Origin of the sequence: Acidovorax sp. Root70, from assembly GCF_001428225.1 — a bacterium.
Classification (GTDB): Bacteria; Pseudomonadota; Gammaproteobacteria; order Burkholderiales; family Burkholderiaceae_C; genus Acidovorax.
In genome coordinates this window covers 201,359-227,706 of the sequence record NZ_LMHQ01000032.1, presented here as the reverse complement: position 1 = coordinate 227,706, position 26,348 = coordinate 201,359, and the positions used below count along the sequence as shown (strand labels likewise).

The following is a 26,348-nucleotide window of genomic DNA, read 5'->3' as shown; positions in this document are numbered from 1 at the left end:
GGACCTTCGCCATGCGCACTTTCACACGCTCCCTTCGCCTGCTGCAGGCACTTGGCTCGCTGCGCGCGGGCGTTCCCGCCCTGGGCGCAGCACTGCTGTGCGCCGGTTGCGCCACCCTGTCGCCACCGCCGCCGGTGGATATCCTGCCCACCACTCCGCCGCCGCTGGCCGCTGCACCGCGCACCCCGCCCCCGGTGACCGGCGGGCTGTTCCACAACGCCAGCTACCGCCCCGCGTTTGAAGACCGCCGCGCACGCCTGGTGGGCGACAACGTGACCGTCCAGATCGTGGAGAACGTGACGGCCAGCCAGAAGTCCTCGTCCACGGTGGACCGCGACTCCAAGGTCTCCGCGGGCGTGACCGCCCTGCCCTTCACCAGCACCAGCTTCACCGACAAGCTGGGCGTGGGTGCTTCGTCCGGCAACGCGTTCTCGGGCAAGGGTGGCACCGAAAGCGCCAACACCTTCACCGGCTCCATCACCGCCACGGTGGTGGATGTGCTGCCCAACGGCCACCTGGTCATCGCCGGCGAGAAGCAGATCGGCGTGAACCAGAACGTGGATGTGCTGCGCTTTTCGGGCACGGTGGACCCACGCGCGCTGCAGCCCGGCAGCATCGTGAACTCGACCCAGGTGGCCAACGTGCGCGTCGAGTCGCGCGGACGCGGCGCGCAGAACGAAGCCCAGGCCATGGGGTGGCTGGGCAGGTTCTTCAACACCGTCACGCCGTTCTGACCGCCCAGGGCGCTGGCATTCCCACGCCCTTGCCGCCGGGACATCGGCGCTGCGCGCTGCGCCCCATCGGCGCCCTCTCGGGCGGCGGCGGCGCGCGCGCCAGTCATCACTACCAATTTGATAGCTGCTTGCGCATATAGCACCAGCACATCCGGCTGTTTTTGTTCAAAATTCATTCGCCAGAGCGCGTACAGCCCACGCCTGCGCTCACCCTGGGAAAGCGCGCTCCAGACCCATCCAATAAGCCGGTGAACCTGCTTCTTTTTGGGTTTTAGTTCTGGCCATGGCCCACCACAATGGATGCCATGAAAGCCTCGTCCCACTCCCCCCTGCCCCGCACCGTGCGCGCCCTGTGGCTGCTGCTGGCCCTGGTGGCCGCAGGCTTGGCAACGCCCGCGCAGGCCTTGCGCGTCAAGGAAGTGGCGGCGGTGCAGGGTGTGCGCAGCAACCAGTTGACGGGCTACGGCCTGGTCGTCGGGCTGGACGGCACGGGTGACCAGACCACGCAGATGCCCTACACCACGCAGGCCATGTCCAATTACCTGCAACAGATGGGTATCAGCCTGCCACCCGGCACGGCGTCGCAGCTGCAGCTCAAGAACGTGGCGGCGGTGATCGTCACGGCGCAACTGCCTGCCTTTGCCCAGCCAGGCCAGCAAATCGACGTGAACGTCTCGTCCATGGGCAATGCCAAGTCGCTCAAGGGCGGCACGCTCATCGTCACGCCGCTGCGCGGCGCCGACGGCGAGATCTATGCCCTGGCCCAGGGCAACATGGTGGTCGGCGGCGCTGGTGCGTCGGCCGGTGGCAGCAAGGTGCAAATCAACCACCTCAGCGCAGGCCGCATTCCGCTGGGTGCGCAGGTGGAACGGGCCGTGCCCACGCCCCTGAACGAAGGCGACACCATCAACCTGGGCCTGAACGCCTCGGACTTCCAGACCGCCCGCCGCGTGGCGCAGGTGATCAACGCCAAGCTGGGCCAAGGCCTGGCCACCGCACTGGACGGCCGCACGGTACAGGTGCGGGCTCCCATCGACCCCGGCGCCCGCGTGGGCTTCATCGCCGACCTGGAAGAGCTGCCGCTTGAATCGTCCACCCCCGCGGCCAAGGTGGTCATCAACGCACGCACAGGGTCGGTGGTGCTCAACCAGTCAGTCACGCTGGGGCCTTGCGCGATTGCCCACGGCAACCTGTCCATCACCATCAGCTCCACACCGGTGGTCAGCCAGCCCAATGCGTTCTCGCAAGGGCAGACGGTGGTCACGCAAAAGAGCGACATCACCATCAACCAGGAGCCGGGCAACGTGATCCAGATGCCCGCGTCGCCGCAGCTGGCCGACGTGGTCAAGGCCCTCAACACGCTGGGCGCCACGCCGGGCGACCTGCTGGCCATCCTGCAGGCCATCAAGGCCGCCGGCGCACTGAACGCCGAGCTCGAGGTGATCTGAATGAAGCACCCCCTGCGTCGCTTCGCGCCTTCCCCCTCTCCTGCGGGAGGGGAACGCACCCGGTGGCCTGGCAAAGCCAGTTCCGCGGGTGCGCTGGCCTGCGCCGCGCCGGATTCACGGCCTGTGGGTGACCCACCGCAAGAGGCTTGACCATGGCCCTCACCCTCCCCTCCTCCGGTAGCACCACCAGCCCATCGAACGCGCTGGCGGTCGATATCCGCTCGCTCAATTCCCTCAAGTACGACGCGGGCACCGCCAACAGCGCACAGGTCACGCGCGAGGCGGCCAAGCAGTTTGAGTCGCTGTTCATGCGCGAACTCATCAAGAGCATGCGCGACGCCACGATGAAGTCGGGCCTCATGGAAGGCGAGCAGGCCAATCTGGGCCAGGACATGCTGGACCAGCAGCTGTCGGTCAACATGTCGGGCCAGCAGGGCGGCCTGTCGGAAGCCATTGCCCGCCAGCTCTCGCGCCAGATGGGGGGCGCAGACGCCAACTTTTCGGTGCCTTCCACGCTGAGCCTGCCGCAGGCCCAGCCCCGGTCTGCGACCTCCTCCACCACGTCGTCCGTCGATACCACCCTGCCGGTCCCCAAAGGCCGCGAAGGCTTTGTGCAGCACCTGAGCGGCACCGCCGAGCGCGTGGCACAGGAGAGCGGCATTCCCGCCAGCTTCATGCTTGGCCAGGCCGGACACGAAACCGGCTGGGGCAAGAGCGAAATCAAGACCGCCAGCGGCGGCAACTCGTTCAACCTGTTCGGCATCAAGGCAGGCAAGGGCTGGACCGGCAAGGTGGCCGAGATCACCACCACCGAATACATCAACGGTACCCCCCGCAAGGTGGTGGCCAAGTTCCGTGCGTACGACTCGTACGAGGACTCGTTCCGCGACTACGCCAAGCTGATCACCGACAACCCGCGCTACGAAAAAGCCCAGGCCACCGCCAAGACGGGCTCTGCCGTGGCCTACGCGGCCGAGCTGCAAAAGGCGGGCTACGCGACCGACCCCGAGTACGCCAAGAAACTCAGCGGCGCCATCAACAGCGCACTGCGCGTGCAGCGCGCCCAGGCATGATGGACCAGAAGAACCGAGGTAAGCCATGAGTCTGCTCAACGTCGGCGCCCGCGCCCTGCTGGCCAACCAGGTGGCTTTGCAGACGGCGGGCCACAACATTGCCAACGTCAACACGCCCGGCTATTCGCGCCAGACCGTGGTGCTGCAAACCGTGCAGGGCCAGTTCACGGGCGGTGGCTACATCGGCCAGGGCGTGGACGTGCAGACCATCCTGCGCAACCAGAGCGAGCTGCTCACGCGCCAATCGGCCGCTGCCGGATCGACCCAGGCGGCCGACGCCGTGCGCGCCGAGCGCCTGAGCCAGTTGCAGGAAGTGTTCAGCGGCGGCACCCAGGGCCTGGGCGCCGCCATCAACGACATGATGAACGCGTTCTCGGACGTGGTCAGCAGCCCCACCGACATCACCGCACGCACGGTGGTGCTCACGCGGCTGGACGAAACGGCCGCACGCATGCGCACGGCCAGCGACCGGATCAACGAGATCGAGTACACCGTCAAGGAACAGCTGCAGAGCAGCGTGACCGCGATCAACAGCCTGGCCACCCAGATGGCGGCCATCAATGAGCAGATCGCCCGTGCCACCGGCAATGGCCAGAGCCCCAACGACCTGCTGGACCAGCGCGACCAGATCATCCGCGACATCAACCAGTACGTGCAGACCACCCAGATCCCGGCGGATGACGGCACCGTGGGCCTCTTTGTGGCGGGCAGCCAGCCCTTGGTGCTGGGCTCCACGGCCACCAGCCTGTCGATCGGGGATGCGACGGCCTTCCCGGGCAGCGGCCAGTCCAAGCTGTTTTTCAATCGCCCCGGAGCCACCCCCGTCGAACTGGACGAGAACGTGCTGGGCGGCGGCACTGTCTCGGGCCTGCTGCGCTTTCAGAACACCGACCTGAGCGAAGGACGCAACCTGCTGGGCCGCATGGCGCTGGCCATCGGCATGACGATGAACGACCAGCAGAACCTGGGCCTGACGCTCGACGGCGTGCCGGGCAAGGACCTGTTCGCCTTGCCCACCAGCATGCCGGGGTACACCAACGGTGCAGGTGTGGGCACGGTGTCGTTCACCGGCCCTACGCAATTCGCGGCCTCGGACTATGAAATCCGCTTCACCACAGGTACCGCCGGGCAGGTGGTGCGCCTGTCCGATGGCAAATCGACCCCGTTCACTGACGCGGCCAATCTGGCCACGCTGCAGATTGACGGGCTCACCTTCAACCTGACCCCTCCCGGCAATCCGGGCAACCCCGGCGAGCGCATGCTGTTCAAGCCGTTCAGCACGGCCGCCAACAACATCCAGGCGCTGGTGTATTCGCCGCGCGACCTGGCCGCCGCCAACCCCATCAACGCGGCCATGGGCACCGCCAACGGCGGCACCATGCAGTTGGGCAACCTCAAGGCCACGGGCCTGCCCAACCCGCCGGGGCTGGTGCTGCCAGCCAACGCCAATCCGGCCATCATTCCGCCCATCCTGGGGGGTATCCAGCTGCAGTTCAACGCCGGGCCGCCCACGACGTACGACGTGCTGGACCGGGGCACCGCACCCCCCACGTCGCTGGCCACCGCGCAGCCCTACACCTCGGGCCAGCCCATCTCGATCAACGGCTGGGAGATCACGCTGCAGGGCACGCCCAAGACGGGCGATACCGTGGTGATCGGCAATGCGGTGGACCCGCAATACGGCGACACCTTTACCCGCAACGCGGGCAATGCCAGTGCGCTGATGGGCCTGCGCGACGTGAAAATGTTTGACGAATCCACCCTCACCGACGGGTACGCGGGCGCCATTGCCCAGGTGGGCACGCGCACCCAGAGCGCCAAGTTTGCGGAACAGCTGTCTTCCACCATCGCGGCCAACCTGGAGCGCGACCGCACGGCGGTCTCGGGCGTGAACCTGGACGAAGAGGCGGCCAAGCTGATCCAATACCAGCAGGCCTACCAGGCATCCGCCAAGATGATCCAGATTGCACAGAACATTTTTGATTCGCTGATCCAGGGCCTGGGCCGCTAACCGCCGCCCCAGTGTGAGGAGTTCGACATGAGCACAAATATCTACCGCGTCGGCACGGCCAACATGTATGACAACGCGCTGCGCAATCTGGGCGCGCGCCAGACCAGCCTGACCACGTTGCAGGAGAACCTGACTTCGGGCAAACGCGTGGTACGTGCCAGCGACGACCCGGTGTCGGCCGCACAGGCCGAGCGTGCGCTCAACCGCCTGTCGCGCATCCAGACGGAGCAGCGCGCGCTGGAAACCCAGCGCAATGCCATCGCGCAGGCCGAATCGACGCTGGGCGACGCGGTGGGCCTGGTGCAGAGCTTCCGCGAGCTGGTGGTGAATGCGGGCAGCGCCACGCTCACCACCAACGACCGCGCCACCATCGCCAACCAGCTGCAGGGCCTGCGCGAACAGCTGGTGGAAGTGGCCAACCGCAAGGACACCAATGGCATCCCGTTGCTGGGCGCGCTGGGCAGCGCCCTGGCGCCGTTCCTGGGGCCCCTCAGCAGCAGTCCCGACTACGTCTTTGATGGCCTGCCCGGCCAGACCGCCAGCAATGGCGTGACCATCCCCGGTACCGTGGACGGCGACGCCGCCTTCATGTTCGACCCCAACCGCGATGGCGTGTACACCGCGGGCGTCAGCCCCATCCCCAACAGCCGCCAGCTCACCACCACCCCCATCACGCCCGTGGACAAGAGCCTGATCACCGGCGACAACTACACCATCACCTTCAGCGCGGTGGGCGCGGGCGCCACGCCTGGCACGAGCACTGCCACCTACACGCTGACCAACACCACTACGGGGGCCGTGTCTGCGCCCGTCACGGTGCCCGACTACCCCACCGACAAGCCGGTCACCATTTCCGTCACCGGCATTCCGGGGCTGACCTTCGATATCCAGGGCAACCCTGCCAACGGCGACACCGTCACCCTGCAGCCCAGCCCGAGCATGTTCAGCACACTGGACAGCGCCATCAACGGCATCCGCAACGCCTCCAACAGCAACGCGGCCATCCAGGCCGTGGGGCAGGCACTGGCCAACATGGACGTGGGGCTGGAGCGGCTGCACAACATCCGCGGCTTTGCGGGCGAGCTGCTGAATCGGGCTGACCGCATCACCGGCGACCAAGACAAGCGCTCCATTCAGCTTGAAGGCGACCGTTCGCGGGCGGAGGATCTCGATATGATCAAGGGCATTTCCGACTTCCAGAACCAGCAGGTGGGTTATGAGGCCGCACTCAAGTCCTACGCGCAGGTTCAGAAGTTGTCGCTGTTCAACTTTATTGGCTAAGAGCCTGCGCGGCAGGGTGTTGTGGGTGCTGCACCCGGTGCGCCCTGTGCCGCCCGGCCTCAGCACCGGCTGGTGCACCGTGGCGACACCCATCCCGCGCGCGCTGGCTGGCCCCGTTTTTTTGCCTGAGAGCACATGGTCCAATCCGTCCTTGGCAGCCTGATCCTGGGCTACCGCCCTTTGTGGAACCGCGCCCGTAAACTGGCGGGCATCCAGCTGTACGCCCACAACGAGGCCTCGGCGGCGGTCGACGGCGGCCACCTGCTGCGCACGCTGCAGGAGCTGTGGTCAGCCAGCTCCCCCCCGCTGCTGATCTCGGCAATGACCCGCCAGCTGCTGTGCGACCTGCTTGAGAACGCGCCACGGGCCGCACCCTGGATCGAGGTGCGTGGCGAGTGGCTGTCGGACTCGGCCATCTATGACCGGGTGAAGGCCGCGCACCAGCGCGGGTTGCGCATGGTGTGGCGGGGCGACATGGACAAGCTGCCCGAGCCCGAGATTGCCCGGTGCTTTGACAACAGCCTGCTGACCCTGCGCCCCGAAGACGCCGTGACCGCGCTGCAGGCCACGCCCCCACGCCCCGGCAGCGCAGCGGCTGCCACTGCAGCGCCCGCCGCCAAGCGCACTCCCAGCCCGGTGCTGGCCGGCCAGATGTACGAAAACATTGCCAGCCGGGCCCTCATGGAGCATTGTCTGGACCAGGGCAACGCGATGGCCCTGGCCGGTTGGCCCACGGAAGACGTGCTCTACAGCCTGCGCCACCATCCGCAACAGCCGTCGCACGCGGTGATCTTCAAGCTCATGAAAGCCATCGACGCCGAGCAGTCGCTGGAGACCTTTGAAGACATCATGGGCGAGGACCCGCTGCTCGCCTACCGCTTCATGGTCTATACCAACTCGGCCGCATTGGGGCTGCGCACGGGCATCGATTCGCTGCGCCGGGGCCTGGTGATGATGGGCTACAGCTCCATCAAGCGCTGGCTGTCCGACCAGCTGCCCCATGCAAGCACCGAGGCCAACATGCAGCCGGTGCGCGAAGCCATGGTGATCCGCGCCCAGCTCACCGCCAGGCTGCTGGACGCAGGCATCGAGAACGACCTGCGCCGCGAAATCTACCTGTGTGGCCTGCTCTCCCAGATCGATGAGCTGCTGGGGGAGCCGCTCGGCACCATCCTCAAGCGCCTGCCCCTATCTGAACGCATCTACGACGCCGCCGTGCTGCGCACCGGCCCCTACACCGGGGGCCTGCAGATGGCCTGTGCGCTGGAGACGGACGATGCCAGCGCCATCCGCCAGCTGTGCGAAACCTTCGAGATGGATCTGGAAGAGGTCAACCGCGCGCTGCTGCGGGTGCTGTCTGACCTGGAGGTGGAACGGAAATAAGCGCGCCCCGAGCCGCCGCGCGCCTTCCCCTGGGCCTGCAACGCGTTGAAGCCCTTGCTCTGCGCGAACGGGCCGCTCCCGGCTTGCTTACCTTGCCTGCTCGTCGCGCACCCGGGCGAACGTCTTCCAGAACGCCGCCTCCTGCGTGGTGGCAAAGTTGATGCGCATGAGCGTGCTGGGCTTGCGCTCTGCATGGAACAACGCACCGGGCGCCAGCAGGTAGCCTTCGTCCAGCATGCGCTGCGACAGCGCATCAGTGTCTACCCCCGTCTCCACCCAGCCGAACAGGCCCACCGGCTCGGCTGCAAAGGTGCAGCCCGCCCCCATGGCGAGCTTGACGCTGCGCGCACGGGCGGCATCGAGCCGGGTGCGGATGCGTTCGGCGTGGCGGCGCAGCTGCCCTTGCTCGATGCACAAGGCCAGGGCTTTCTCCAGTAGCGCAGGCGTGGTGAGCGTGGCCAGCAGCTTGGTGTCGAGCAACTGTTCCACCAGCGCGGGCGGCGCAGCCATGAAGCCGATGCGCCAGTTGGGCGCCAGGATCTTGGCGAAGCCGCTCACGTAGATGGTGCGCTGCAGGCCATCCAGCGCCGTGAGGCGCGTGGCGTGCTCCGGTGCAATGTGGCTGTAGGTATCGTCCTCCACCACATGGAAGTTGTGCTGGTTGGCCAGCTGCAGCACGCGGTGGGCACTGCCCGGCGACAGGCAATAGCCCGTGGGGTTGTGGAACACGCTCACGCTCACGTAGAGCTTGGGCTTGTGCACCTCGCAGTAGCGCGCCATCACCTCCAGGTCTGGGCCATCTGCGCGGCGCGGCACGGGCAGGATGTGCATGCCCAATGCGGCCAGGCGCGCAAACTCCACCGCCCAGCCGGGCTCCTCCACCATCACCGGGTCGCCCGGGCGCAGCAGCGTACGGCTCACGATGTCGAGCGCGTGCGTGGCGCCGACGGTGGTGATGATGTTCTCGGGCACCGTGTGCACGTTGAGCGTGGAGAGCTTCTTGGCCAGCACGCGCCGCAGGCCTGCATCGCCCAGCGGCTCGCCGTATTGCAGAGAGAAGTCCTGCAGAGCGCGTGAGTTGGTGACCTTGCGCACCGCAGCAGGCATGAAGGTGGACTCCAGCCAGTCGGGCGGAAAGACCCCCATGCCGGGCTGGGGCTTGTCGCTGATCTTGTGGAACATGCCCCGGATCAGCGCCGTGGCGTTGACGGGCGAGACCCCGGGGCCTGCGCGCCCGGCGGCACGCGCTGCAAACCAGTGCGCCGTGCTCCAGTTGGCCGCCGCACTCTCCAGCGCTAGGTCGTCGGGACGGGCCCGTGTGTCGAGGTCGGCGTCCGGCGCGTCCGCCGCCCGGCCACTTTCACGCACAAAAAAACCCCGGTTCTTGCGCGCCTCCACCAGACCCTGCGCCAGCAGCTGGTCGTAGGCCGCCACCACGGTGGAAGGGCTCACCCCATGCTGCTGCGCGCACTGGCGCACGGAGGGCAGCCGCGCGCCCGGCGCCATCAGGCGATTGCGGATGCGTTCGGCAAACCGGGCAGACAGTTGTTCGGTCAGCGACTGGGTGGACGATTTCATCAGCACGGTGGCATCCTGCAGGGGTGCGCCGCCAGGCGCCTGTGTGTATTGTTTTGCCGGGCAATACAGATTTGCAACTGCCCCGACTGTCTGTACTGGTCGTGTACTGGTAGCAAGATTACATTGAAGGCAGACCTCCGACAAGCCCCCTACCTATCCCCGCACCCCACCATGAGCGTCGCTGAACTCACCGCCCTGCTGCTGTTTTGCACCGCCATGAGTTTTTCGCCAGGGCCCAACACCACCTTGTCCACCGCGCTGGCGGCCAACCTGGGCCTCAAACGCGCACTGCGGTTTTGCCTGGCCGTGCCCACAGGCTGGACACTTCTCATGCTGGGCAGCGGCCTGGGCCTGGGGGCCCTGATCACGGGCGTGCCCGCACTGCGCTGGGCGGTCACGCTGCTCGGGGTGGCCTACATGCTGTGGCTGGCCTTCAAGCTGGCCCGCGCGGGCCAGCTCACCGCCATCGACCCCGCGCGGCTCAACGTCACCTTCTGGCAGGGCGTGGGCCTGCAGTTCGTGAACATCAAGGCCTGGATGCTGGCGCTCACGCTCAGTGCCGGCTGGGTGGTCAACGCCGCCGGCCAGCCTGCCGCCAACCCGGGGGAGCGCCTGGCCATCATCTGCGGCGTGATGATGGTGTTTGCCTTCACCAGCAATTTTGTCTATGCGCTGGTGGGCTCGCTGCTGCGCCAGTGGCTGGCGCAGGGCGCGCGCCTGCTGTGGTTCAACCGCCTGCTGGCCCTGGTGCTGGTGGCGACTGCACTGTGGATGCTGACGCTATGAAGCCCGAAGAAATCAAGGGCCTGTGGCTGGGGTTGCTGGGTGTCACCATCTTCGCACTGACCCTGCCCATGACCCGCATGGCGGTGGGCACGCCCGAAGCGCCACAGATGTCGGGCGTGTTCATTGCCCTGGGACGGGCGGTGGTGGCTGCCGGGCTGTCGGCCCTGTTTCTGCTGGCCACGCGTGCGCCCTGGCCCCGGCGTGAAGACTGGTGGCCCCTGGCCATCACGGCCGCGGGGGTGGTGTTCGGGTTTCCGCTGTTCACCTCGGTGGCCATGCGTTATGTGGAGGCCGTGCACGCCAGCGTGATCGTGGGGGTGTTGCCGCTGGCCACCGCCGCTGTGGGCGCGCTGCTGCACCGGCAGCGCCCGTCGGCAGGCTTCTGGATCTGCGCCGCCATTGGCAGCGGCTTGGTGGTGGGGTTTGCGTTGCTGCGCTCGGGCAGCGCAGGGCTGGCCCTGCACCCGGCCGACGCGCTGCTGCTGGCCGCCATGGGCTGTGCTGCCGTGGGCTACGGATATGGCGCGCGGCTGTCGCAGCGCATGCGGGCCGAGCATGTGATCTGCTGGGCGCTGTTGATCGCGTTGCCGATCACCCTGCCCGCTACATTCATCGCCCGCCCGCAGGGCACGCTGCAGGCCTCGGCCTGGTGGGGCTTTGCCTACGTGGCCGTGTTTTCGATGTGGCTGGGTTTCTTTGCGTGGTACCGGGGCCTGGCCCTCGGGGGCACCGTGCGCGTGAGCCAGGTACAGCTGGTGCAGCCGTTCCTGGGCATGCTGTTTGCCGTCCCCTTGCTGGGCGAGCGGCTTGACGCCGTCACCCTGGGGTTTGCGCTGGCTGTGATTGCCACCGTGTTCGTCGGAAAGAAGATGCCTGTGCGCGCAGTGAAAGGCCAGCCATGAAAATGCAACACATCCCGTTTGCCACCACCGACTGGGCGGCCATTCCGCGCGAAGAAAAACGCGCCGAATCCGGCCAGGCCTTCTGGCGCACCCAGACCTTTGGCGAGGTGCGCGTGCGCATGGTGGAGTACACGCCCGGCTATGTGTCCGACCACTGGTGCACCAAGGGCCATGTGCTGCTGTGCCTGAGTGGTGAGCTGCACACCGAGCTGGCCGACGGCCGCCGGGTCACCCTGACGCCCGGCATGAGTTACCAGGTGGCGGACAATGCAGAACCTCACCGGTCCACCTCACCCCAGGGCGCCACCCTGTTCATCGTGGACTAAGAAGATGTGAACACGCCCGCCAGGGCTGCTGCACACCCATTTTTTGACAACAACTTTGCAACCGTAGCGGCCCAGGCGGCCGTCCGCAGGAGACGAGAGTGAAACTGAACGACCTTCCCACCCCCAGCACCTGGACCCTGGCACGCCGCGCCGAGCGCATGAACCCCTCGGTCATCCGCGAAATCCTCAAGGTCACCGAGAAGCCCGGCATCATCAGTCTGGCGGGCGGCCTGCCATCGCCCAAGACCTTCCCGGTGTCGGCCTTTGCTGCCGCCTCGGCCGCCGTGCTGGCCAACGACGGCCCGGGCGCCCTGCAATACGCCGCCAGCGAAGGCTACGGCCCGCTGCGCCAGGCGATTGCCGACTTCCTGCCCTGGGACGTGGATGCCGAGCAGGTCCTGATCACCACCGGCTCGCAGCAGGCGCTGGACCTGATTGCCAAGGTGCTCATCGACGAAGGCAGTCGCGTGCTGGTCGAAACCCCCACGTACCTGGGCGCGCTGCAGGCCTTCACGCCCATGGAGCCCAACGTGGTGTCGGTCGCCAGTGACGACGAAGGCGTGCTCATCGACGACCTGAAGGCCAAGGTGGGCACGGGTGCGAACAAGGCGCGCTTCCTGTACGTGCTGCCCAACTTCCAGAACCCCACCGGCCGCACCATGAGCGACGCGCGCCGCGCTGCGCTGGTGGCCGCCGCCGCCGAGCTGAACCTGCCCCTGGTGGAAGACAACCCCTACGGCGACCTGTGGTTTGACGCCCCGCCGCCCGCCCCGCTCACGGCCCGCAACCCCGAGGGCTGCATCTACATGGGCTCTTTCTCCAAGGTGTTGGCCCCCGGCCTGCGCCTGGGCTTTGTGGTGGCACCCAAGGCCGTGTACCCCAAGCTGCTGCAAGCCAAACAGGCGGCCGACCTGCATACGCCTGGCTACAACCAGCGCCTGGTGGCCGAGGTGATGAAGGACGGCTTCCTGGACCGCCACGTGCCCACCATCCGCGCGCTGTACAAGCAGCAGTGCGAGGCCATGCTGGCCGCGTTGACGAAGGAAATGGCTGGCCTGGACGTGCACTGGAACCGTCCCGACGGCGGCATGTTCCTGTGGGTGCGCCTGCCCGCAGGCATGAGCGCGATCGAGCTGCTGCCCAAGGCGGTGGAGCGCAACGTGGCCTTTGTGCCCGGCGCCGCGTTCTATGCCGACAACGCCGACCAGCGCACGCTGCGCCTGTCGTTCGTGACCTCCACGGTCGAGCAGATCGCCACCGGCATCGCCGCGCTGGCTGCGGCCATTCGTGAGCACCAGGGCTGATTCGGCATGCTGAGGCTCTGGGGTCGCCTGTCGTCCATCAACGTGCGCAAGGTCGTGTGGGCCGTGCAGGAACTGGGCCTGCCCTCGGTGCAGCGCACCGACGCGGGCGGCCAGTACGGCATCGTGCGCGAGGCGCGCTTTCTGGGCCTCAACCCCAACGGCCTGGTGCCGCTGATCGAGGACGAGGACACGGGCGTAGTGCTGTGGGAGTCCAACCCCATCATGCGCTACCTGTGCGCCCGGCATTCGCTGGGCAACCTGTACCCCGAAGACCTGCCCACGCGCTTTGTGGCCGAACAGTGGATGGACTGGCAACAGACCACGCTCAACCCCGCCGGGCGTGATGCGTTCCTCCAGTGGATTCGCACCCCTGCCGCGCAGCGCAATGAGGCGCTCATCGCCGCATCGGTCGCACTGACCGAACCGCTGATGGCGATGCTCGATGCCCACCTGGCGCGCCAGCCCTTCATGGCGGGTGAGCGGTTTACCATGGCCGACATCCCGGTGGGCTGCGAGATCCACCGCTGGTGGGGCCTGCCGCAAGATCGCCCTGCACACCCCCATCTGGAGCGGTGGTACAACACGGTCAGCACCCGCCCCGGCGCCCGGGGCGTGTTGGATCAGCCTCTCGCGTGAGCCTCTCCATGCACCAGCGCCCCTTCAAGCAGATCGACGTGTTCAGCGACCGCCCCGGCTACGGCAACCCCGTGGCCGTGGTGCTGGATGCCGACGGCCTGAGCGACAGCGACATGCGCCGTTTTGCGGCCTGGACCAACCTGTCGGAAACCACCTTTCTGATGCCGCCCACCGACGCCGGGCGCGCGGCCGGGGCCGACTACCACTTGCGCATCTTCAGCCCCAGTGGCGAGCTGCCTTTCGCGGGCCACCCCACGCTGGGCACCTGCCACGCCTGGCTGCAAGCGGGCCACCGCCCGCAGCAAGACAGCATGGTGATCCAGGAATGCGCACTGGGCCTGGTGCGCATTGCGCTGAGCGGCGACACGCTGGCGTTTGCCGCGCCCCCGCTCAAGCGCAGCGCCCCCAGCCCCGCGCTGGTGCCGCTGATTGCCAGCGCCCTGGGCCTGCGCCCGCAGCAGATTCTGGGTGCGCAGATGCTGGACAACGGCCCCGTGTGGCTGGGCCTGCTGCTCGACAGCGCCGACACGGTGCTGGGCCTGCGCCCCGACCACGCCCGCCTGAAGGACCTGGGCCAGGACGTGGGCGTGATCCATGTGGGCCCTGCCGCCAGCAACACCGCCCAGCCCGGCGTGGTGGTACGCGCGTTTGCCGCGCCCATGGGCAACCCCGAAGACCCGGTGACGGGCACCCTCAACGCCAGCCTGGCCGAATGGCTGATTGCCGACGGCCTGGCCCCCCGCAGCTACCTGGTGGCCCAGGGCGAATGCCTGGGCCGCGCGGGCCGCGTGCACATCCGCCAGGACGATGACCACCAGTTGTGGGTGGGCGGCCGCGCCGTCACCTGCATCGAAGGCACGGTGCTGCTATGAGCCCGCGCCGCCTTGCCCCACACCCCAGTGGCTGATCCCCGCGACTGATTCGAACTGGGCCCTTCGCGCAACGGGGGCCGAGCCAATGACAACCCGTTCCCACCGGCAACCCCCCGGTGAGCCCCCGGCGTGCCCGGCCCACCCCGCTCCATTGCTTTTTTGCTCTCAAGGACCTGCCCCATGCACCAACGCCCGTTCCAGCAAGTCGATGTGTTCACCGCCACGCCCTACCGGGGCAACCCCCTGGCCGTGGTGCTGGACGGCTCCGGCCTCACCACCGAAGCCATGCAGGACTTCACCAACTGGACCAACCTGTCCGAAGCCACGTTCCTGCTGCCCCCCACACCGGAAGGCCGCGCCGCCGGTGCCGACTACCGCGTGCGCATCTTCTGCCCCGGGCTTGAGCTGCCGTTTGCCGGACACCCCACGCTGGGCAGCTGCCACGCATGGCTCAAGGCTGGCGGGCAGCCCCAGGCAGTCGGCAAAGTGGTGCAGGAATGCGGCGTGAGCCTGGTCACGCTGCGCCAAGACGGCGAACGCCTAGCCTTTGCTGCGCCGCCCCTCATCAAGAGCGGCCCGCTGGCCGAAGAGGACGTGGCGCTGATCGCGCGCGGGCTGGGCGTGGCGCGCAGCGACATCCTGCACCACGCCTGGTGCGACAACGGACCCAACTGGCGGGGCGTGATGCTGCGCAGCAGCGAGCAGGTGCTGGCGCTGAAGCCCGACGCCAGCCTCCTGGGCCAGCTGGACGTGGGCGTGGTGGGCCCGCGCGGCAAGGTCGGCGTCATCGGCAGCACTGACGCCGAAGGCATCGCCTTTGAAGTGCGCGCCTTTTTCCCCGGCAACAACGGCCTGGCCGAAGACCCCGTGACCGGCAGCCTGAACGCAGCGCTGGCCCAATGGCTCATCGGCGCCGGGCTGGCCCCCACCCAGTATGTGGCCGCCCAGGGCACCTGCCTGGGCCGCGCCGGGCGGGTGTTTGTGGAGCAGGACGGAGACACCCTCTGGGTCGGCGGCAGCTCGGTCACCTGCATGGCCGGTGAGGTGCTGCTGTGACCGCCACGACCACCCAACACGCCCCTTGCGTGGACCACCTGGTCGTGCTGGCGGCCGACCTGGCCAGTGGTGTGGACTGGTGCGAACGCACGCTGGGCATCACCCCCACGGCGGGCGGCGAACACCCGCTGATGGGCACCCACAACCGCATCTTCAACGTCTCCAGCCCGGCGCATCCGCGCGCCTACCTGGAGATCATTGCTATCAACCCAGGAGCAACCAAGGCAATACCCGCTAGCGCAAGACGCTGGTTTGACATGGATGACGCCAATTTGCAGGCCCAGGTGGCCCAACATGGCCCGCAGCTCATCCACTGGGTGGCGAGCGTGCCGGACGTCGCGGCCGCGTGCACAGCGATGTCGGCGCTGGACATTGAACGCGGCGCCGTCATCACCGCCAGCCGCCCCACGCCCCATGGCCTGCTGCAATGGCAGATCACTGTGCGCGACGACGGCCTGCGCCTGATGGACGGATGCCTGCCCACCCTCATCCAGTGGGGCACCGTGCACCCCTGCGACAGTCTGCCTGCCAGCGGCGTGCAGCTGAAACAACTCGCACTGCAGCACCCGCAAGCCGCCACCTTGCAGGTGGCGTGCAATGCCGTGGGCGTGGCCGCCTCCGTCCTCGTCACGCCGGGCGCCGCACCGCGCCTCTGTGCCCAGCTCAGCACGCCGCAGGGCCCCGTCACCCTCACCTCGTTCACCCCCCAGGAGTAAACCGCCATGCTGTTTTCGTTGCAGGAATTGCTGTTCTTCGCGCTCGCCGCCCTCGTGCTGGTGCTCACGCCGGGCCCCAACATGGTGTATTGCGTCTCGCGCAGCCTGACCCAGGGGCCACGCGCCGGGCTCATCTCGCTGACCGGCGTGGTGCTGGGTTTTGTTGTGCACCTGCTGGCAGCGGCGCTGGGCCTTACCGCGCTGCTGGCCGCCGTGCCGCTCGCGTTCGACGCCATCCGCTACGCTGGCGCCGCCTACCTGCTGTGGATGGCCTGGCAGGCCATCAAGCCCGGTGGAGCCGCACCTTTTGAAGCGCGCAACCTGCCGCACGACCGCCCGCGCACGCTGTTCCTCATGGGCTTCATGACCAACCTTCTGAATCCCAAGGTGGCCATGTTCTACCTGTCGTTCTTCCCCCAGTTCCTGCACCCCGAGCGCGGCCAGTTGCTGCTGCAAAGCCTGACGCTGGGCGCCGTGCAGATCGGCACCAGTGCCGCCGTGAACGCCCTGCTGGTGCTGGGCGCCGCCCGCGTGGCGCTGTTCCTCAACCGCAACGCTGCCTGGATGCGTGCGCAGCGCTACTTCATGGGCACCGTCCTCGGTCTGCTCGCCCTCAAATTGTTGACTGAAAAGAAAGCCGCCGCATGAACACCCGCCTCGACCCCACCGCCCTGCTGCCCACCCTGGCCGACATCGAAGCCGCTGCCCAGGTGGTGTACCGGGACTTCGCCGCCACGCCCCAGTACCGCTGGGGCCTGCTCAGCCAGCGCCTGGGCACCGACTGCTGGCTTAAACACGAGAACCACACGCCCGTGGGCGCGTTCAAGATCCGGGGCGGCCTGACCTACTTTGACCAGCTCGCGCAACGCGGCGCGCTGCCCAAGGAGGTCATCAGCGCCACCCGCGGCAACCACGGCCAGAGCATGGGCTGGGCTGCGCGCCGCCACGGCGTGGCCTGCACCATCGTCGTGCCGCGTGGCAACTCGGTGGAGAAGAACGCCGCCATGCGCGCTTTGGGCGTCACGCTCATCGAACACGGCGACGACTTTCAGGAAGCGCGCGAACACGCCATCCAGCTGGCGGCCCAGCGCGGCGCCCACATGGTGCCCAGCTTCCACCCCGACCTGCTGCGCGGCGTGAGCACCTACTGGTGGGAGTTCTTGCGCGCCGTGCCGCAGCTCGATGTGGTGTACGTACCCATCGGCCAGGGCTCAGGCGCGTGCTCGGCCATCGCCGCCAAGCTGGCGCTGCAGCACTCTGTGCGCGTGGTCGGCGTGGTCAGCAGCCATGCCACCACCTATGCCGATTCGCTGGCCGCCGGCCACGTGGTCGAAGCACCGGTGACCACCCAGCTCGCAGACGGCATGGCCTGCCGTGTGGCCGACGCCGAGGCGCTGGCCGTTCTGGCCCCGCACATCGACCACATCGTGCAAGTGAGCGACGCCGAAGTGGCCGCCGCCATGCGCGCGATCTTCACCGACACCCACAACGTGGCCGAGGGTGCGGGCGCCGCCGCGCTGGCGGCAGCCCTGCAAGAGCGCGATGCACTGAAGGGGCAGCACGTGGGTCTGGCGTTGACAGGCGGCAACGTTGATGCCCCGATGTTCGCCAACACCCTCGCCAGCCACTGACAGTCTGTTGGACAATGCCCTCGCATGGCTCCCACGGGGGCCGTGACATAACAAAACCGTTGAGGGAGTGTCCATGGCAAGCCAACCACCGTCCGGCTATCGCTGGGGCCTGCGCGCGGTCATCGCGCTGCAGTGCCTGCTGATTTTCGCGTTCGTGTACCAAGGGCTGTCCGCCCCGGGGCCCTTCGGCCCCCGGCTGCCCGCGGTGCAAGGCGACACCCTCTGGCTTGAAAGCCACGGGGCACTCCACCAGTTCGACGCCAACGGTCGGCGGTTGCAGCAGATCCCCCTGCGCGACCTGAAGATTTCCGACGGCCCGACCAGCCTGCAGTTCACGCAGGCGCAGGTCTTCTGGGTGCATGACGACAGCCGCGTGCACCGCTGCGACCTGCAGCAGCGCCAGTGCCTGCCCGTGGAACTGGCCGGGCTGGACAGCCGCCGAAGCTACCGCTGGGTGCGTGTGAGCGACGATGAGTCGGAGATCATCGTGTCGGACGCCTCGCACCACCGGGTGTTGGTGTACCGGCGCGATGCCGTCACGGCCGCCTACACCCTCGCACGCACCGAGACCGAAGGCCTGCGCTTCCCCAACCAGACGCTGCAGGTAGGCCCGTCGATGTGGGTGGCCAACACCAACCGTCACGAGATCCTGCAGCTGCACACCGGCCCGGACGGCAAGGCGGCGCGGCAACCGCACACCATCACCCACCCCGACCTGCGCCCCGGGCGCTCGTTCCCCTTTGCCATGGCGCAAGACCCGCGCGGGCAGTTGTGGGTGCTGGTGGCGGGCCCCAACATGCAGAACGCCGACCTGCTCATCATGAACCCGCAGTTGCGGCCCGAGCGGGTGATTCCCCTGGCCCCCAAACAAGACCCCAACGCCATCACCCTGTTCCAGCAGCACATGCTGCTGACCGACATGAGCAATTTTCTGGTGCGCAGACTGGACCTGTATGGCCGTGTGCTGGGGCCCTTTGGGGATGCCAGCTTCCAGGCCGAGCTGGAAGCCGCACGCAACCAGGCGCAGTGGTCGCGCCGGTTGCCCACGCTGCTGATGTCCAGCATTGGCGTGCTGCTGCTGGTGGCCTTGTGGCTGGCCTGGAAGGCGGGCGAATTGCGCCAATTGCGCGGCACCGCATGGCGGACCGATCCGGCAGCAACGGCGGCCGAAGACGAAGACGACGACACCGCCCCCACCGGCCCATCGGCAGCACCCACCGTCACGACGACCACCACAGCGCCCGCCCTGGAGCGCGGCCAGGTCACCATGGTCAAGGCACTGCCCGGCAGCACCCGGACCCGCCGCCGCATGTTGCTCGTCACGGACGCCGTCGTGCTCCTGGCCATCGGGGCCCTGGTCTACTGGGCCTGGCCCCAGTTCTACCAACACGACTGCGCCCCAGGCAAGGCCTGCGCACCCTGGATGCCGTATGCCTTTGCGACGCTGGCTCTGCTACCGTTGATCCCGTCCATTGCCGTACGGCGCAGGTTGAAGGCGCTGGAGAGCATCCGCATCGGCACCGATGGCGAACAGGTGCAGGCCCGCGTGGGCAAAAAGCACTACCAGGCCCCGGCCGACCAGGTCACCTGCACGCGCCAGCAGCTGCTGATTGGCCTGGGCACGGTGCCTCTGCGGCTCAATGGCCAGGCCCTGTTTGACGAAGAGGCGTTGCGCCACAACATCATCAACCGCCTCCCCCAGATGCACATGGCCGACAGCCCCTGGCATCCGGGATGGCTGGTCCACTACTGGAAACGCGGCGGCTGGCGCGGGCGCGCCATCGTGATCGGCATGGGAGCCCTGTGCGGCCTGTGGCTGGGGCTGATGCTTCGGTGAGGCCCCCGGCACCGCACACCCCGGTAACTGCTGCAGCGCAGCATCGAAAACTCTCAAATTGATAGCACCGGTCGCAATAGCGACAAGCGCCCTGCGCCTTGCTCATCACAATCCGGTGCATGGGAACCCTCTACCTCGTGCGCCACGGCCAGGCCTCGTTTGGCGCAGATGACTACGACGTGCTCAGCCCCCGCGGCCGCGAACAGGCCGTGCGCCTGGGCGAATACTGGCGAGCCCGCGGGATGGCGTTTGACGCCGTCCTCACCGGCACACTGCGCCGCCACACGCAGACGCTGGAAGGTATTGCCGAAGGCCTGCAGACCACGCCCGATGCGCTGCAGTTGCCGGGTCTCAACGAATACGACAGCCACGCGCTGATCGCTGCCATCCACCCCCAGCCCCTGGGCCCGGCCGACACGCCCGAGCGCTACCGCGCGCACTTCCGCATCCTGTGCGACGCGCTGGCGCAGTGGATGGCAGGCGTCATCAGCCCCCAGGGCATGCCCAGCTGGAACGAATTTTCAGCCGGCGTGCGCAGCGCACTGGACCATGTGCGCCACCACCACGCAGGCCAGAGCGTGCTGCTGGTCAGCAGCGGCGGCCCCATCTCCACGGCCGTGGGCGAGGTGCTGGGCACGGCGCCCGAAGTGACGATTGCGCTGAACATGCGCATCCGCAACAGCGCGGTGACGGAGTTCTCCATCTCGCCCAAGCGATTGATGCTGCAGACCTTCAACACACTGCCGCACCTCAATGAGCTGGAGCATGCGCAGTGGGTCACGCACGCCTGAGCGCCGACATTTCGGTTTTTTGAGCCTTTCAGGCCGCTTGCGCTAGTGGATCATGCGCCAGAAGCTATCAATAAGATAGCAACTCGAATCAACCCAGGTCAGGCCCGCTCGCCAGGGTAGATAGCGGCAGTGCCTGCAGTTCCTGCAGCAGCGCCACCAGTTGCTGCGCTGCAGCGTCCACCACCGCCCGCCCCTTGTCGGCCGTGGCTGCGGCCGCGTCACCCACGGCACCCGCTGGGTGGTAGTCCTGCATCTGCCAGCCCAGCTTGGCGCTTTTGCCGTTACCCAGGATGGCGTAGCGCTCCGACCGGTCTTGTGAAGTGGAGCGGAAGTTCTGCGCCTGTTCCATGCGCACCGTGGCGGGCGCCAGGTGCAGCATCATCGATGTCTCGATCTCACCCGCATGGATGCCAAAGCGGTGCTCCTGGGCGCTGAACTGGCCCGCCACCGCATCGGGCAGCGGCAGGCTGAACCAGCTGGCGCTGTAGACGATGAGGTCGCAGCGCGTGCGCAGCTCGCGCGCCACGATGTCCATCACGCTCACCTGGCCGCCGTGGCCGTTGAAAAGCAGCAGCTTCTTGATGCCCGCGCGGGCTACGCACTCGCCAATCTCGGTCCACAGCGCAATGACTGTAGCGGGCGACAGCGTGAGCGTGCCCGGAAAGCGGATGTGCTCCGGGCTCAGGCCCACGTTCTGCGGCGGCAAGAACAGCACAGTCAAATCCGCAGGCAGCTGCGGTAGCGCGGCATCTATCACACCCTGCAGCAGCGTCGCATCGACCGACAAGGGCAGGTGCGGCCCATGCTGCTCGACGGCCGCCACGGGCAGCACGGCCACCACCTCTTCAGCCCGCCCGCTGGCCTTTAGCGCCGCGAAATCACGGGTGGACAAGTCGGCCCAGAAGCGGGAGGGCAAGGGAGTCAATGCGGCAGAAGTCATGCGTGCATGGTAGCGGCGCTGTTGGCGTCTGGGAAACGGCCCGCAGCGCCGCTAACATGCCACCATGACCCAAGACCTCTTCCGCCAAGACGCCTACCTGCGCGAATGCAGCGCCCACATCACCGCCGTCACCGATGCCGGCATCGTGCTGGACCAGACCGTGTTCTACCCCCTGGGCGGCGGCCAGGCCGGTGACAGCGGCGTGCTGGTGCTGGCAGATGGCACGCAGATCACCATTGCAGACACCCGCAAGGGCAAGGACGCCGAAGGCAACCCCACCAGCGACATCGTCCACGTCCCCGCCCCCGGTCAGGAAGACCGCGTGGCGCAGCTCAAGCCCGGTACGGCCGTCACCGCCCGCATCGACTGGGAGCGCCGCCACCGCATGATGCGCCTGCACACCACCAGCCACCTGCTGTGCCACGTGGTGCCGCAGCTGGTCAACGGCTGCTCGATCACGCCCGACTACGCGCGGCTGGACTTTGCGATGACCGACCCGCTAGACAAGGAGCAGCTGACCACCGCCATCGCCACCCTGGTGGCCGCTGCGCACCCGCTCACCGTGGCCTCGATCAGCGACGAAGAACTGGACGCCAACCCCGCACTGGTCAAGAGCATGAGCGTCCAGCCCCCGCGCGGCACCGGGCGCATCCGCACCATCCGCATCGGCGGAGAAGGCGACGCACCGCTAATCGATCTGCAGCCCTGCGGCGGCACGCATGTGGCCAACACGTCGGAGATCGGCGGCATTGTGGTGACAAAGATTGAAAAGAAAAGCGCCACCACCCGGCGGGTGGTGCTGGGCTTCGCCCAGTGAGCGGAGCGAAGAGCGCTTTTCTTTGGGGTGGAATCATTTGCACGCAGTGCAAGTAAGGCCGCACCAAAAGCCCTGGCATCAACAACCACCCGCAGGGTGGTGCTGGGCTTCGCCCCGTAAGCGGCGCCCGCCCCCACTGTCAACAATCTTGAGCCACAACAGCCGCCCGTTGCATTGGCTTACGCAAGCAGGCGGACAACGGGGACAATAGCGCCCGCGCGCAGCACCAGCCCGTCATCCCTCGGGCTGCGGTGACCGGTTCTTCCTCTCGGGGCTGCGGCGCCTACCCTTGTCTGCCGCCATGCCGATCTCCCTGCGCTCCGTCTCGTTTGCCACCCTGCGCCAGCACCGCTGGTTCCGCCCCGCCGTTCGCGCACTGGCGGGCTTGATCGCTCTTTGGCTGGTCACTTGGCTCGCCATCCCGCCGATGGTCAAGGGCCCGCTGGAGCGCATCGCGTCCGAGCAACTGGGCCGCACCGTGACCATTGGCGGCATCGACTTCCAGCCCTGGAGCCTCGAATTTGCGCTGCGCGACGTAGCCGTGGCAGGTGCCAATGGTGCGCCCCCGCAACTGACCATTGGCCGCATCTATGCCGATGGCGAGCTGCAATCGTTGTTTCGCCTGGCGCCCGTGGTGGATGCTTTCACCATCGACAACCCGGTGCTGCGAATCACCCACCTGGGCGACGGCCGCTACGACGTGGACGACATCATCGCCAAGGTCACCGCGCCCAAGAACGACCCTGAGCCCGACCAAGGCCCCGCGCGCCTGGCGCTGTACAACCTGGCGCTCACGGGCGGCAGCATCGACTTCATCGACAACACCATCCGCGAGACCCACGAGGTGCGCGCGCTGACGCTGAAAGTGCCCTTCATCAGCACCCTGCCCTCGCAGCGCGAGGTGAAGGTCGAGCCCCACCTGGCGTTCACGCTGGACGGCAGCCGGTTTGACTCGTCCGCCGAGGGCACGCCTTTTGCGCAGACCGGCAAAGCCGACGCGCAGATCCGGCTGGATGGGCTGAACCTGGCACCCTACCTGGGCTACCTGCCCGCCAACCTGCCCGTAAAGGTGCAAAGCGCCACGCTGGATGCGGATGTGAAGGTGGCCTTCGAGCAACACCCGCGCATGGCCGTGAAGCTGAGCGGCACCGTGCAAGCCAGCGGTGTGCGCATGGCCGACCGCCAAGGGGCCGACCTGCTGAGCTACGAGCGCCTGAAGATCGACATGGCCGATGTGCGCCCGCTGGAGCAGATCGTGCGCCTGCAGCATGTGGAGCTGACGGCGCCGGTGGTCACGGCCACGCGCGATGCGGCGGGCCAGATCAACCTGGCACAACTGGCGGCGCCTGCACAGCCTGCAACACCCGCCAAGGACAGGACCACCGCATCTGCCGACGCTGCATCTGCTCCAGTGGCCAGCGCCAGCACAGCCTACGCCCCTGCATCCTCCGCCTCTGTGGGTGAAGGCAAAGGCAAAGCCAAGGCCAAAACAGCCGCCCCCGCCTGGGCGGTCGAAGTCGCCACGGCCGCCGTGCGTGGCGGCACCCTGCGCTGGGCCGACGCCACCACGCGCCCTGCCGCCGCCCTGCAGGCCACCGAATTTGCGCTGGAGGCCGCCGACATCGCCCTGCCGTTTGCCAAAGAGAATGCCAAGCCGTTCACCTTCAAAGGTGGACTCAACCTGCAAGGCAGCACGCTCAGCTTCACTGGCGAAGCCACGGACCAGAAGGCCCAGGTCAACGCCACCCTGAACGCCTTGGCCTTGCAACTGGCCGCGCCCTACCTGGCCCAGGCGCTGGAGCCCACGGTGACCGGCCAACTCAGCGGCGATGTGGGTGTGCTGTGGCAAGCCCCCACGCCACAGGCCACGCAGACCGGCGCCACGGGCGTCACGCTCAAGGCGGGCCCCCTGGCGCTGGAGCAACTGGCCGTCAAGCAGGGCAAGACCACCTTGGCCAGCCTGGGCAAGCTGGAGATTGCGGGCGCCGAAGTGCCCCTGGACGCACGCACCGCCACGCTGGAGCGCTTGGCCATCAACCAACCGCAACTGGCAGTGGAGCGCGGCGCAGATGGCCGCTGGATGTTTGAACGCTGGCTGAAATCGGAGAAGGCCGCCCCCGCCGCGCAAGGCAGCGCCACCGCAGCCGCTGACCCAGCCCCCACCAGCAATGCCGCGCCCTGGAAGCTGCGCGTGGCCGACTTCTCCGTGCAGGGCGGCACGGTCACCCTGGCCGACAACGCCCAGCCGCGCCCCGTGGCGCTGGACCTGGCGGCCCTGGGCATCACCGCCCGCAACCTGGCCAGCGACGGCAGCAAGCCCGAGGCCTTCACGCTCACCGCCCGCGCCGCCGCGCCGGGCAAGGGCAGCAACAAGGCGGCGCCCGGCACGATCGACTACCAGGGCACGCTGGCCCTGCAACCGCTGACCACCCAGGGCAAGCTCGACGCCACCCGCCTGCCGGTGCACGCACTGGACGGCTACCTGGCCAGTCAGCTGTCGGTGGAGCTGCTGCGCGCCGACGTGGGCTACCGGGGCCAGGTGGCGCTGGCGCAGACGGACAAGGGAGTCAGCCTGCGCCTGAGCGGCGATGCGGTGGTCGAAGACTTGCGGGCCAACAGCACGGCCGCCTTCACCCCCAAGACCGAGGCCCAGGTGGGTGAGGAACTGCTGGCCTGGAAGAGCCTGAACCTGCGCGGCCTGGCCGTGGCCACCACCCCCGGCACCGCGCCGCGCGTGGAGGTGAAGGAAACCAGCCTGGTCGATTTCTTTGCCCGCATCACGATCAATGAGGCGGGCCGCATCAACCTGAGCGACATTGCCAAGACCCCGGCCGAGGCCCAGGCTGCCAATGCGGCCAGCGCTGCGGCCAGTGCGGCCACCCCTGCCGCATCGGCGCCCGCCGCCACTGCATCGGCAGCGACATCCGCCCCCTCTGCAACCGTGGCCCAGGCCGACCCGTTGGCCCCCGTGGTCGTGTTTGGCCCGGTGAGCCTGGTCAACGGCAAGGTGCTGTTCTCGGACTTTTTCATCAAGCCCAACTACTCGGCCGACCTGTCGGAGCTGACCGGCAAGCTCAGCGCGTTCTCGTCCGAAGCGCGCGGCGGCGATCCCGTGCTGGCCGACCTGGAGCTGCGCGGCCGCGCCGAGGGCTCGGCATCGCTGGAAGTCACCGGCAAGCTCAACCCGCTGGCCAAACCACTGGCGCTCGACATCACCGGCAAGGTGCGCGATCTGGAGCTGCCCCCGCTCACACCGTATTCCGTCAAGTACGCCGGGCACGGCATCGAGCGCGGCAAGCTCAGCATGGACGTGAACTACAAGGTGCTGCCCAATGGCCAGCTCACCGCCAGCAACCGTCTGGTGCTCAACCAGCTGACCTTTGGCGAGCCCGTGGAGGGCGCACCCAACAGCCTGCCCGTGAAGCTGGCCGTGGCCCTGCTGGCCGACCGCCAGGGCGTGATCGACCTGGACCTGCCCATCAGCGGCTCGCTCAACGACCCGCAGTTCCGCATCGGCCCGGTGATCTTCAAGATCATCATCAACCTCATCGGCAAGGCGCTGACCTCGCCCTTCAGCCTGCTGGCCAGCGCCTTTGGTGGTGGCGAGGAAATGAACCATGTGCCCTTTGCCCCCGGCAGTGCCACCCTGACGCCCGAGGCGCAGCAGAGCCTGGACAAGGTGGCCAAGGCCCTGGCCGACCGCCCCGCACTCAAGATCACCGTGACCGGCACGGCCAGCCTGCCGGACGAACGCGAAGGCCTGCAGCGTGAGCACCTGCAGCAGCGGGTGCTGGCTGAAAAACGCCGCGCCAACCCGGCGGATACCGCCCCGGTGTCGGCCACCGAGTACCCCGCCCTGCTCAAGGAGGTATACCGCCGCGCCGACATGCCCAAGCCGCGCAACCTGGTCGGCCTGGCCAAGGACCTCACAGTGCCCGAGATGGAAGCCCTGCTGCTGGCCCACCAACCCGCCACCGAGGCCATGGCCGCCGAGCTGGCCACCCAGCGCGGCCAGGCGATCCGCGCGTACCTGGTGGCGCAAAAGCTGCCGGTAGAACGGCTGTTCGTGGCCGCCCCCAAATCGGGCAAGCAGCCCGAAAAGTGGACCCCGCGTGCGGATTTGAGCCTGGCGACACAGTGAGCAACACCCCCTGAGTCGCCTACGGCGCCTTCCCCCTCTCTCGCTACGCGGGAGGGGGACGCCCCCAGCGCAAAGGCTGGATACG

General features: G+C 67.8%; 22 protein-coding genes. 20 read left to right on the top strand and 2 right to left on the bottom strand.

Annotated elements, in window-relative coordinates; translation table 11 throughout:
• Nucleotides 1-11: 11 nt before the first annotated feature.
• From ASD94_RS22695 to ASD94_RS22670, 6 genes are all read left to right on the top strand, one after another.
• A complete protein-coding gene (locus ASD94_RS22695; protein ID WP_056648208.1) occupies nucleotides 12-734 on the top strand; it encodes a flagellar basal body L-ring protein FlgH in 723 nt (240 codons plus the stop codon).
• A gap of 305 nt (nucleotides 735-1,039) precedes the next feature.
• Entirely contained in the window at nucleotides 1,040-2,182 is a 1,143-nt protein-coding gene (locus ASD94_RS22690; protein WP_056648396.1) for a flagellar basal body P-ring protein FlgI, read from the top strand.
• Nucleotides 2,183-2,334: 152 nt separating this feature from the next.
• Nucleotides 2,335-3,255, top strand: a complete 921-nt coding sequence (flgJ, locus tag ASD94_RS22685; protein WP_056648206.1) for a flagellar assembly peptidoglycan hydrolase FlgJ — start codon at nucleotides 2,335-2,337, stop codon at nucleotides 3,253-3,255.
• 25 nt (nucleotides 3,256-3,280) lie between these two features.
• Nucleotides 3,281-5,266 carry a flagellar hook-associated protein FlgK gene (gene flgK / locus ASD94_RS22680; RefSeq protein WP_056648204.1) on the top strand — a complete coding sequence of 662 codons (1,986 nt, stop codon included), beginning with the start codon at nucleotides 3,281-3,283 and terminating at the stop codon, nucleotides 5,264-5,266.
• A gap of 27 nt (nucleotides 5,267-5,293) precedes the next feature.
• A complete protein-coding gene (gene flgL / locus ASD94_RS22675; RefSeq protein WP_056648201.1) occupies nucleotides 5,294-6,547 on the top strand; it encodes a flagellar hook-associated protein FlgL in 1,254 nt (417 codons plus the stop codon).
• Between the two features lie 135 nt (nucleotides 6,548-6,682).
• Entirely contained in the window at nucleotides 6,683-7,930 is a 1,248-nt protein-coding gene (locus ASD94_RS22670; protein ID WP_056648198.1) for an HDOD domain-containing protein, read from the top strand.
• Between the two features lie 87 nt (nucleotides 7,931-8,017).
• On the opposite strand, the gene ASD94_RS22665 is transcribed toward ASD94_RS22670, so the two are convergent.
• On the bottom strand, nucleotides 8,018-9,514 hold the full coding sequence (locus ASD94_RS22665; RefSeq protein ID WP_056648196.1) for a PLP-dependent aminotransferase family protein: 1,497 nt from the start codon (nucleotides 9,512-9,514) through the stop codon (nucleotides 8,018-8,020).
• 165 nt (nucleotides 9,515-9,679) lie between these two features.
• On the opposite strand from ASD94_RS22665, the gene ASD94_RS22660 reads away from it, so the two are divergent.
• The 12 genes from ASD94_RS22660 to ASD94_RS22605 all read left to right on the top strand — a co-directional run bounded on the left by ASD94_RS22660 (nucleotide 9,680) and on the right by ASD94_RS22605 (nucleotide 20,365).
• A complete protein-coding gene (locus ASD94_RS22660) occupies nucleotides 9,680-10,294 on the top strand; it encodes a LysE family translocator (RefSeq protein WP_056648192.1) in 615 nt (204 codons plus the stop codon).
• Nucleotides 10,291-11,196: a DMT family transporter gene (locus ASD94_RS22655; protein ID WP_056648190.1), complete on the top strand. Its 906-nt coding sequence runs from the start codon at nucleotides 10,291-10,293 to the stop codon at nucleotides 11,194-11,196. Before ASD94_RS22660 ends, ASD94_RS22655 begins: the two co-directional genes overlap by 4 nt.
• The gene (locus tag ASD94_RS22650) at nucleotides 11,193-11,522 is read left to right on the top strand and encodes a DHCW motif cupin fold protein (protein WP_056648187.1); all 330 of its coding nucleotides are present in this window, start codon (nucleotides 11,193-11,195) and stop codon (nucleotides 11,520-11,522) included. The genes ASD94_RS22655 and ASD94_RS22650 overlap by 4 nt, the downstream gene beginning before the upstream one ends.
• 98 nt (nucleotides 11,523-11,620) lie before the next feature.
• On the top strand, nucleotides 11,621-12,826 hold the full coding sequence (locus tag ASD94_RS22645) for a PLP-dependent aminotransferase family protein (protein WP_200954266.1): 1,206 nt from the start codon (nucleotides 11,621-11,623) through the stop codon (nucleotides 12,824-12,826).
• A gap of 6 nt (nucleotides 12,827-12,832) precedes the next feature.
• Nucleotides 12,833-13,462 carry a glutathione S-transferase gene (locus ASD94_RS22640; protein WP_056648184.1) on the top strand — a complete coding sequence of 210 codons (630 nt, stop codon included), beginning with the start codon at nucleotides 12,833-12,835 and terminating at the stop codon, nucleotides 13,460-13,462.
• Between the two features lie 8 nt (nucleotides 13,463-13,470).
• Nucleotides 13,471-14,334 carry a PhzF family phenazine biosynthesis protein gene (locus ASD94_RS22635; protein ID WP_056648179.1) on the top strand — a complete coding sequence of 288 codons (864 nt, stop codon included), beginning with the start codon at nucleotides 13,471-13,473 and terminating at the stop codon, nucleotides 14,332-14,334.
• Nucleotides 14,335-14,514: 180 nt separating this feature from the next.
• Nucleotides 14,515-15,390, top strand: a complete 876-nt coding sequence (locus tag ASD94_RS22630) for a PhzF family phenazine biosynthesis protein (protein ID WP_056648176.1) — start codon at nucleotides 14,515-14,517, stop codon at nucleotides 15,388-15,390.
• Complete coding sequence (locus ASD94_RS22625; RefSeq protein WP_056648175.1) at nucleotides 15,387-16,106, top strand: VOC family protein; 720 nt, start codon at nucleotides 15,387-15,389, stop codon at nucleotides 16,104-16,106. Before ASD94_RS22630 ends, ASD94_RS22625 begins: the two co-directional genes overlap by 4 nt.
• A gap of 6 nt (nucleotides 16,107-16,112) precedes the next feature.
• Nucleotides 16,113-16,754: a LysE family translocator gene (locus ASD94_RS22620; protein ID WP_056648172.1), complete on the top strand. Its 642-nt coding sequence runs from the start codon at nucleotides 16,113-16,115 to the stop codon at nucleotides 16,752-16,754.
• A complete protein-coding gene (locus tag ASD94_RS22615; protein ID WP_056648169.1) occupies nucleotides 16,751-17,737 on the top strand; it encodes a threonine dehydratase in 987 nt (328 codons plus the stop codon). The genes ASD94_RS22620 and ASD94_RS22615 overlap by 4 nt, the downstream gene beginning before the upstream one ends.
• Before the next feature lie 73 nt (nucleotides 17,738-17,810).
• A complete protein-coding gene (locus tag ASD94_RS22610; protein ID WP_056648166.1) occupies nucleotides 17,811-19,574 on the top strand; it encodes a hypothetical protein in 1,764 nt (587 codons plus the stop codon).
• A gap of 119 nt (nucleotides 19,575-19,693) precedes the next feature.
• Nucleotides 19,694-20,365: a histidine phosphatase family protein gene (locus tag ASD94_RS22605; protein ID WP_056648163.1), complete on the top strand. Its 672-nt coding sequence runs from the start codon at nucleotides 19,694-19,696 to the stop codon at nucleotides 20,363-20,365.
• An 88-nt stretch (nucleotides 20,366-20,453) separates the two neighbouring features.
• Here the strand turns inward: ASD94_RS22605 and ASD94_RS22600 are convergent, their stop codons facing one another.
• The gene (locus tag ASD94_RS22600; RefSeq protein ID WP_056648160.1) at nucleotides 20,454-21,305 is read right to left on the bottom strand and encodes a creatininase family protein; all 852 of its coding nucleotides are present in this window, start codon (nucleotides 21,303-21,305) and stop codon (nucleotides 20,454-20,456) included.
• Nucleotides 21,306-21,369: 64 nt separating this feature from the next.
• On the opposite strand from ASD94_RS22600, the gene ASD94_RS22595 reads away from it, so the two are divergent.
• Entirely contained in the window at nucleotides 21,370-22,122 is a 753-nt protein-coding gene (locus ASD94_RS22595) for an alanyl-tRNA editing protein (protein ID WP_056648157.1), read from the top strand.
• Nucleotides 22,123-22,423: 301 nt separating this feature from the next.
• A complete protein-coding gene (locus ASD94_RS22590) occupies nucleotides 22,424-26,263 on the top strand; it encodes a DUF748 domain-containing protein (protein WP_056648389.1) in 3,840 nt (1,279 codons plus the stop codon).
• Nucleotides 26,264-26,348: the final 85 nt, after the last annotated feature.

Excerpts from the sequence above, each read along its gene's own strand:
- ASD94_RS22695 (WP_056648208.1), top strand. The coding sequence starts at position 12 with ATGCGCACTTTCACACGCTCCCTTCGCCTGCTGCAGGCACTTGGCTCG.
- ASD94_RS22690 (WP_056648396.1), top strand. The coding sequence starts at position 1,040 with ATGAAAGCCTCGTCCCACTCCCCCCTGCCCCGCACCGTGCGCGCCCTG.
- flgJ (WP_056648206.1), top strand. The coding sequence starts at position 2,335 with ATGGCCCTCACCCTCCCCTCCTCCGGTAGCACCACCAGCCCATCGAAC.
- flgK (WP_056648204.1), top strand. The coding sequence starts at position 3,281 with ATGAGTCTGCTCAACGTCGGCGCCCGCGCCCTGCTGGCCAACCAGGTG.
- flgL (WP_056648201.1), top strand. The coding sequence starts at position 5,294 with ATGAGCACAAATATCTACCGCGTCGGCACGGCCAACATGTATGACAAC.
- ASD94_RS22670 (WP_056648198.1), top strand. The coding sequence starts at position 6,683 with ATGGTCCAATCCGTCCTTGGCAGCCTGATCCTGGGCTACCGCCCTTTG.
- ASD94_RS22660 (WP_056648192.1), top strand. The coding sequence starts at position 9,680 with ATGAGCGTCGCTGAACTCACCGCCCTGCTGCTGTTTTGCACCGCCATG.
- ASD94_RS22655 (WP_056648190.1), top strand. The coding sequence starts at position 10,291 with ATGAAGCCCGAAGAAATCAAGGGCCTGTGGCTGGGGTTGCTGGGTGTC.
- ASD94_RS22650 (WP_056648187.1), top strand. The coding sequence starts at position 11,193 with ATGAAAATGCAACACATCCCGTTTGCCACCACCGACTGGGCGGCCATT.
- ASD94_RS22640 (WP_056648184.1), top strand. The coding sequence starts at position 12,833 with ATGCTGAGGCTCTGGGGTCGCCTGTCGTCCATCAACGTGCGCAAGGTC.
- ASD94_RS22635 (WP_056648179.1), top strand. The coding sequence starts at position 13,471 with ATGCACCAGCGCCCCTTCAAGCAGATCGACGTGTTCAGCGACCGCCCC.
- ASD94_RS22630 (WP_056648176.1), top strand. The coding sequence starts at position 14,515 with ATGCACCAACGCCCGTTCCAGCAAGTCGATGTGTTCACCGCCACGCCC.
- ASD94_RS22620 (WP_056648172.1), top strand. The coding sequence starts at position 16,113 with ATGCTGTTTTCGTTGCAGGAATTGCTGTTCTTCGCGCTCGCCGCCCTC.
- ASD94_RS22615 (WP_056648169.1), top strand. The coding sequence starts at position 16,751 with ATGAACACCCGCCTCGACCCCACCGCCCTGCTGCCCACCCTGGCCGAC.
- ASD94_RS22610 (WP_056648166.1), top strand. The coding sequence starts at position 17,811 with ATGGCAAGCCAACCACCGTCCGGCTATCGCTGGGGCCTGCGCGCGGTC.
- ASD94_RS22605 (WP_056648163.1), top strand. The coding sequence starts at position 19,694 with ATGGGAACCCTCTACCTCGTGCGCCACGGCCAGGCCTCGTTTGGCGCA.
- ASD94_RS22600 (WP_056648160.1), bottom strand. The coding sequence starts at position 21,305 with ATGACTTCTGCCGCATTGACTCCCTTGCCCTCCCGCTTCTGGGCCGAC.
- ASD94_RS22595 (WP_056648157.1), top strand. The coding sequence starts at position 21,370 with ATGACCCAAGACCTCTTCCGCCAAGACGCCTACCTGCGCGAATGCAGC.
- ASD94_RS22590 (WP_056648389.1), top strand. The coding sequence starts at position 22,424 with ATGCCGATCTCCCTGCGCTCCGTCTCGTTTGCCACCCTGCGCCAGCAC.